This is a genomic window from uncultured Neisseria sp., from assembly GCF_951230505.1.
Lineage (GTDB): Bacteria > Pseudomonadota > Gammaproteobacteria > Burkholderiales > Neisseriaceae > Neisseria.
In genome coordinates, this window is sequence record NZ_CATNVN010000088.1 from 1 (window position 1) to 7,506 (window position 7,506).

Annotated in this window: 6 protein-coding genes; 1 reads left to right on the forward strand and 5 read right to left on the reverse strand. The window is 43.9% G+C overall.

The window, feature by feature from the left end:
* On the reverse strand, positions 1 to 2,784 hold a 2,784-nt coding region (locus Q1M25_RS06570), incomplete at its 3' end, for a calcium-binding protein (protein WP_300483154.1).
* A gap of 397 nt (positions 2,785 to 3,181) precedes the next feature.
* Positions 3,182 to 3,973, reverse strand: coding sequence for an RTX iron-regulated FrpC family protein (locus Q1M25_RS06575; RefSeq protein ID WP_300483156.1), 792 nt, complete (start codon positions 3,971 to 3,973; stop codon positions 3,182 to 3,184).
* A gap of 361 nt (positions 3,974 to 4,334) precedes the next feature.
* Here Q1M25_RS06575 and Q1M25_RS06580 point away from each other — a divergent pair.
* Positions 4,335 to 5,182 (forward strand): IS630 family transposase gene (locus Q1M25_RS06580; RefSeq protein ID WP_300483159.1). Its coding sequence is split into 2 segments (ribosomal slippage): positions 4,335 to 4,650 and positions 4,650 to 5,182, totalling 849 coding nucleotides; the frame shifts between segments, so codons are not numbered across the junction.
* A 226-nt stretch (positions 5,183 to 5,408) separates the two neighbouring features.
* Here the strand turns inward: Q1M25_RS06580 and Q1M25_RS06585 are convergent.
* Genes Q1M25_RS06585 through Q1M25_RS06595 form a run of 3 tightly spaced genes read right to left on the reverse strand, consistent with a single transcriptional unit; the run spans position 5,409 to position 6,975 of the window.
* Entirely contained in the window at positions 5,409 to 5,720 is a 312-nt protein-coding gene (locus tag Q1M25_RS06585) for a hypothetical protein (RefSeq protein ID WP_300483162.1), read from the reverse strand.
* 14 nt (positions 5,721 to 5,734) lie between these two features.
* Positions 5,735 to 6,523 carry an N-6 DNA methylase gene (locus Q1M25_RS06590; RefSeq protein ID WP_300483164.1) on the reverse strand — a complete coding sequence of 263 codons (789 nt, stop codon included), beginning with the start codon at positions 6,521 to 6,523 and terminating at the stop codon, positions 5,735 to 5,737.
* A 53-nt stretch (positions 6,524 to 6,576) separates the two neighbouring features.
* Positions 6,577 to 6,975 (reverse strand): phosphoglycerate kinase, encoded by a 399-nt coding sequence (locus Q1M25_RS06595; RefSeq protein ID WP_300483167.1) that lies wholly within the window; start codon positions 6,973 to 6,975, stop codon positions 6,577 to 6,579.
* Between the last annotated feature and the right edge of the window lie 531 nt (positions 6,976 to 7,506).

The window sequence follows — 7,506 nt, forward strand, 5'->3', positions numbered from 1 at the left end:
GAAGCGCAGGGTATCGGTATGAGCTGCCTGGTAAGCGCTGTCGGAAACCACATCCTTGCCGTGGCCTTTTTCGAAGACATAGGTGTCGGCTTCGTTACTGCCGCCGTACAGTCTGTCGTCTCCGGCTCCGCCGTTCAGAATGTCGCTGCCTTCGCCACCGTGCAGTTCGTCGTTGCCTTCGCCGCCTTTGAGGATGTCAGCACCTTTCTCACCACTCAGGTAGTCGTTGTCCGCATTGCCTTCCAACGTATCGGCTCCTTCGCCGCCGTCAAGGCTGTCGTTGCCTTCGCCGCCTTTGAGGATGTCGGCACCTTTTTCACCACTCAGGTAGTCGTTGCCTTTGCCGCCGTCCAGCACGTCGGCGGTATCCCAGCCGTAGAGGCTTTCGTTGCTGTCGGTACCGACGCCTTCCACCTTCATACCGGCCATGTCTTTGGTGGTAACGGTTTTGTCGTCAAAGGCAAAATCGTAGTAGCGGTAGGAGCTGCTGCTAAAATAACCCTCTACGGTTACAGCATCTTCGGCTCCGTAGGCTTTGATGACCAGGTTGTTGCCCGAACGGGTAAATACGGCTTCGGCAAACTTGGCGCCGTTGAAGCGCAGGGTATCGGTATGAGCTGCCTGGTAAGCGCTGTCGGAAACCACATCCCTGCCGTGACCTTTCTCGAAGACATAGGTGTCGGCTTCGCTGCCGCCACCGTTCAGTCTGTCGTCTCCGGCCCCGCCTGCCAAGGTATCTTTACCTGCACCACCTTGTAATGTGTCATTACCTGCTCCGCCATGCAGTATGTCATTACCACCATAGCCGCTGATTGCATCATCCCCCGCGCCGCCTGTAATAAAGTTGGCAAGTTCGTTGCCATAAAGCGTATCATCTTTTTCCGTACCGGTTTTATGGCCGAGTTTTTCCATCGCTTCTTTGCCCAAGGCTTCGGCGTATTGTTCGAATGTACCGCTGTTTACAGCATCCAGAGAATATTGCGCCATCAGCGATGAGAGTTCGGTAAATGCGTTATCACCCGAACTGATTTTGCTGTACGCTAAAAATTCGCCCAAATCCACAAAGGCTTTTTCGGGGCTGCGGGCGTACACTTCACCAAAGAGAGCGGCGACATCAGTGAAATCGAGTTTGAATTCGCCGTTTTCCAGCTTCAGTCCGATTTTGTTCAAATACGGTTGCAAACGGGTTTGGAAGAGCAGGTTCTCATAAACGTTGTCTGTCAGCTTGCTGTAAGTTTCGCGTACGGTTTTGAGGAAGCTTTCCATCTGCTCTTTGCTTTGCACATAGATAACACTGGACTTTTCACCAGAGAATGCGTCCAATGCCGCAATTTTCGTGCGCAATTCGTGCAGTTTTTCTTTGTACTCGTCTGAAACACCACCTGCCAGTAACATCGCCTGCTCCTGCCCTGGAGTCAATGCGACACCTTCGTTCGCAGTGCGCAGCATGGGGGTGGAGAAACGTGTGCCGACGCTGTAATTCGGATCGGTTTGCGCCCATTTGTCAACCAGATCGTCCAAGAGGGCTTTTTGCTGCGCCTTGGTTTCCGCTTTGGTATATGCCTGCAATGCTGCGGCAAGAGCGGGCGAAAGGGCAGCGGCTTCGCGCAGATCGCGCAAGCGGCCGATGCCTTGTAGGTTTGCCGCCGCACGCTGTTCGTCGGTCAGATTGACGGATTGGCTATAACGGCTGTAAAGCGTATTGTTGCCAAACAACAAATCGCCCATTTTACGCACATTGCCGTCTTTGCCGGTATAGCTACCTTCCTGCGCCAGACGGTTACCATTGCCGAGATTTTGATTGGTATCTTGATATGCAACATTCAGAGACTGTACGCCGACTTCTTCCAGTGTAAACAACTCATCTTTTTGGCTGACACCATCTTGATTCAAATCGCGCCATACGCGCAATTTGTCAAAATCAGCATCTTTAGCATCGACCACACCGTCGCCATTAGAATCATATTCTGCCAAAGCCGCATAGCCGTGCGCCGCCTTCGTGCCGTCTTTCAAAACGGAACTGTCGCTGAAAAGCTCCTTGCCGTCATTGATGATGCCGTCGCCGTTGCGGTCAACAACCAGCAAACCGTCGTCTGAATCCACCCAGCCTGAAGCCGTACGGATACCGTCGCCATCATGGTCGAACAATGTGCCTTTGTAGCCGTTGTGGGAAACGGTTTCGATGCCGTCGCCGTCAAGGTCGAGAGTTAAAGGATCGTAGATGTGGTATTTGCCATCACGGTTGGCTTTTTGCCAGCGCTCCCAGTCTTCAGGGATGCACCAGTTCCTGTTTTCGGGCGATCCCCAGTCGTCTTGACGATCGTTAAATGGGATTTTCCATGCCCATTCTTTGAATGTGCCGACTGCACCTTCCCAAGTTTCTTTTGTCCACTCTTCAAAATTCTTACTGAAATCTTTTGCCGCTTCAGCCAACTCTTTTGCGGTTTCGGTCAATTCTTTTGCTGCAGATTCATACAATTCTTTTCCTTTTTCAAGTAACCATTCTGCAGCATCAGCTTTGTATTCCCACTCCAACTGTCTGGCGTCTCCCAATACAGCATTAGGAAAACCAATCGGATCGCTTAAAAGCAGTTCTTTTCCTGCTTTGCTTAATGCTTCAAAAACAATTTTTTGATTGTATTCACCCGAGCCTTCTTTATTGGCAATTGCATTTTGAGGATCGATACGACTGGTTTCAATACCCAATCCCAATGCCCATCCGCCTTGAATATCTTTACCCATACCATTAGGAACAGTGGCTACAATTGCACGATTGATTGCCAAATCTATGGCAGCACTAGTTGAGAGTCCATGACTACTAAGGGACTCCGAATAGCTTTTTTCAATTTGGCTTGTAGTGGGTAATTTGCCTTTCCCTTGTTCAATCATTCGGACATAATTTTCAAAATGATTCAATGCAACCTTTTCAAAATTTTCCTGCCTAGCTGTTTCGCCTACTGTCGAATCCCATAAATTTTCAACTCCTTTTTTCATCCATAGATTAATTCCTCGTAAGTCTTTACTATTTCCGGTAATAGCTGCCGCATTGTCGGCATAGCGGTCTCCTTGCTTGGCAAGATAAGTCCATCCACCATGATAATCGCCTCTATCAGCATATCCTTTTAATTCAGCCTGCTGTCTTTCATTTAAAATAATCATAAGTTAGATTCCTAAAATAAAATTACTTGATAAAACTTTTAATTAATTTCTCTATTTTTAGATGATATTCAATCAACTCTTGTTGAGAAGGTTGCTTAGAAAAATTTCCATATTCATGTGCACTGATACTAGGATAATAATCTACTGATAAACCATTTATGCATGAGTCAACTGCGATTGAAAAATGCGGTTCATTAAGTCTTTTTCCATTTTTTCTACCATCATCCCTTACTTGTATTCTTACTGGATTTTCATCATCCCTAATATAATTAAATTCATGATAGAATGGTTCTTCATTAAATCTTTCATATGCTTTATAGTCTTTAGAAGAAGAAGTTATTTCTTTTGAACCGTACCTCAACATCATTTTTTTAAGATACTTAGGATCTAAAAGGCATTCAGAATTTTTCTGAATCGAAATAGTGTCTATCATCGGCAGGCCATCCTTCAATGCCTTAACAAATTTATCTTTATTCTCCCGATTAAAAGGCTCTAAAATCCAAGAATCTCCTTTGCGTTTGGCATGGACGTAAATATCAAACCTACCGCCCTTATGGATTTTTTCCTCGTCCGACATCCATCTTGTTGCCGAATCTCGGGACGAACCTGCCAAATAACCGTAAGGCACGCTCATCAACGTCCCATTCAAATCAATTTTAATATTTCTTTCAAAGCCTGTTATGGGTATCTGATTGTCCATTTTTACTTCCTCCTTATTTTCTGAAGATGGATAACAAGCTGCCAAAGCGAATGAACCCAAAACTGCTATTAGAGCTGATAGCTTCTTTAACACCCTATCTTTTCCACATTCCACTTTTACTCTTCCTGTAACAGATTTCTGATTAAATTAACCAGACCGGCTGAAATACAATTCATTATCAATTTCTGATTCCTGCAAAATACCATATTCTCATATACTGGAAATTTATTTCAGATAAATGGTATTTAATTCAAACAAACGAATCATTACAACTGTAAATATAACAAAAGATCGTCTGAATATTTTTCAGACGACCTTTTTATATTTAAGAAATTCTTTAACATATTGTTTAATTTAGGTAAATAATTATTTATAAAACTATTATTCGAATTATAATTTTATTCCTATATGATGTTTTACTACTATAGTCAATTAAAAACAAAATAGTACAACACTCAACTTTGAAGGTCTAACCATGGCATACTCTGCGGACTTAAGAAACAAAGCTTTAAACTATTACGAACAATGCAAAAACATCAGCCAAACCGCAGCAACGTTTAACTTGTCAAGAAACACGCTTTACCTGTGGATTCGCCTTAAAAAACAAACAGGCAGCCTAAAACATCAAGTTACCGGTCTAAATGCCGTCAAATTGGATAGGCAAAAACTGGCTCAATATGTTGGGCAACACCCGGATGCCTATCTGCATGAAATCGCCAAACATTTTGATTGTACGCCAGCCGCCGTTTGCTATGCACTCAAACAGATGGGGATGACGCGCAAAAAAAGACCACCACTTACAAAGAACAAGACCCGGCCAAAGTAACGCATTATTTGACACAGCTGGCCGAATTTTCCGACTACCAACGTGTTTATTTGGATGAAACAGGATTTGACCGCTACCTGTTCCGTCCCTATGCCCGCAGCCTGAAAGGGCAAATAGTGAAAGCGCAGATAAGTGGAAAAAGATACCGACGCTTATCTCTGGTGTCCGCACAAGTCGGCAACCGGCTGATTGCTCCGATGGTTTATCAAAATACGATGACCGGAGTCTTTTTTGAAGCGTGGTTTCAGCAATGCCTACTGCCCGCATTGACTCAAAAATCGGTGATTATTTTAGATAATGCACGATTTCACCGTATGGGTGTCTTACGGAAAATGGTGGAAAAATCGGGACATAAGGTATTGCCTCTTGCACCTTATTCACCTGAGCTCAACCCGATTGAGAAGGTGTGGGCGAATATTAAGCGGTATCTGCGAACCGTTTTGTCTGATTACGCCCAATTTGGCGATGCGCTACTGTCCTATTTTGATTTTAATTGACTATAAAAAGCCCGCCGTAGGGGGCAAGTGGAAAATAGGCGTGGCAGTTTTGTAGGTTGTCGAAGGTGCCGGAAAAGCTGCCTAAGTCTGTTTTCTACTTGGGGCGTGGGGACGTTTCTGCCGAACTTTGAGAGGCGGTAACGGGGCTGCGGCGGGCTTCTTTTTTCAGTTTGGCTTAGACAGATAAAGGTCATCTGAAACAGTGATTACAGACGACCTTTATATCTTAGTCATTATAATTAATCTGCTCTACCGTCCACCAAGTGTGAGGGTAATGCGCCTTAAAATCTTCAATTTCCCATTGAATTTCTTCATCATCAATACCTGTATCATAGATATATTTTTTGTTAGAACCTATAAAATGTGTTGCTCTTATACAACCTTTTCTAATGCTTGCTTCAATTTCAGAAACATTTTCCAACATCAACAGCTTAATTAGAGCTTCGGTATCCAGCCTCGTTTCAGTAGGAATTTTACCTTTGAGGCATTCAGAAAACATTTTGTCATAATCCACTTTTTTCACATCTTGAATCATCACGCTTCTTCCTTTCCTTAAAACAAGACCAACTGTTCTTCCAAAGTCAACAAAGGGGCGGTAATCTTCGTTTCTCTATGGTGTTGCTGTTCTGCATCGAAAGCGGCTTTTTTGTCAGCGACAATTTCAGCTTTCATATCGTCTTCAAATCCTCCACGCAACCAATGCACCGTCCGCCAAGCCGTATGAAATTCAAGTTTCAAACTGTCGCCATGTATGATTTTTGCGGGAATACCGTAAAAATGGCATTGCACAAAACACATCCACACACATAAAACATCAATATCTACCGTAACCGCTGCCATATGTAAGCTTGGAATTTTTCCGCTATCGGCGATATGTTCGGCGAAAGCAAGCAGATTCGCACCACTGCCACAACATGGCTCAAGTAAAGAAACGAATCTTTTATTCGCCAGCTTCTCCACCGTGTCAATTCCCGCCAGTTTTGCCATCACTCTTGATATAGACATTGGCGTAAAAAACTGTCCGTTACGCTCGTTCGACGCTCCCAAGTCCATATAAAGTTCGCCCAAAAAATCTTCGTAGTTTCCGACTTTCACCGCTCGAATACAGCCCGAAGCCAAAACGCCTAATAGCTCAGGAAAAATTTTAAAAGCCTCTTCTTTATATTGTCGGCGGATAACGTGGTATCGCTCTTCACGATTTTCCCAATCTTCATCCCGAATATAGCTGTTTAAAATGGCAATCGCTGCCAGCTCGACGAAATCACGAAAAACATCAGAGGGTTTGTACGCAGCACCAAACGAATAAATACGTTTTTTCAGCTCTTTAACAGTGTTTTCCATCTTCTTGCTCCCTATGGTTTCAGACGGCCTTTGCCGCCTGAAACCGTGTATCATTACCACCAACTGTCATAAAACACTGCTTGTCCCTTAGCTATTGCTAGACGGGCATTTGCAATAAAGTTTTTAGTTTCTGTAATGTCTTCGGGATATATCTCATCGTCTCCAAAGAAAAAGCCCGGAGTGTATTCCAATTTTTCTTCATTTAAATCAGATTCCAGACGGTCTAAATCTTCAAGTTCCAGCCGCACAGTGCAGCAATTAAAGACTTCAGCTTTTCCGCCTTTTTGCCGATATAAGTTTTCCATCCAACCATGAAGATGGTTAAATTTCCGCCAGTAGGCAAAATGATTCAGTGCTGCTTCTTCGCGTTCATCTTCGCTCACATTCACATCGGTTTGACGGTCGCCGACAAACTCGGCATTCATGGTATAGCCATACATATCTAATCCCATCTGATAGTCCTTTCATAAATGTTCATTCATAAATAAACAACCATCGGGGGCATCTGCCGCCGTGTTGTGATGTCGTTAAAAATTTCAAAGCGCAAAAAGTCCAGACTGGCTTTGTGCGGCTTTCATCTTTGTCCGGTGCGCCTTCTGTGGCGTGGTGGAAAAGGTGGAAGACGTGCAGAGACACTTGTCTTGGTCTGGACTTTTTGCGCTTTGAAATTTAGACATCAACCAACAACACGGCGGCAGATGCCCCCGATGGTTGTTCAAACCTTCAGCCGCTTTGCGGCGTTTCCGCCTTGTTGGGCGGAATTGAAAAACGCATTTAGTGCGTTTTTTGGCACTCGTTGCCTATCCTGCGTTGTAGTTAAATTTAGTGTTGTACTTATGAAATCTCCCTTTTTGAAGGGTGGATACGCGCCGATTGGAAAGTATTAGCTCGACTATTAGATATTTATTGGATTCAAATAGATTAAAATTAGATTATATTTAGATTAATATTAAAATCATATTCAATTTTATCTTTATCCCTTT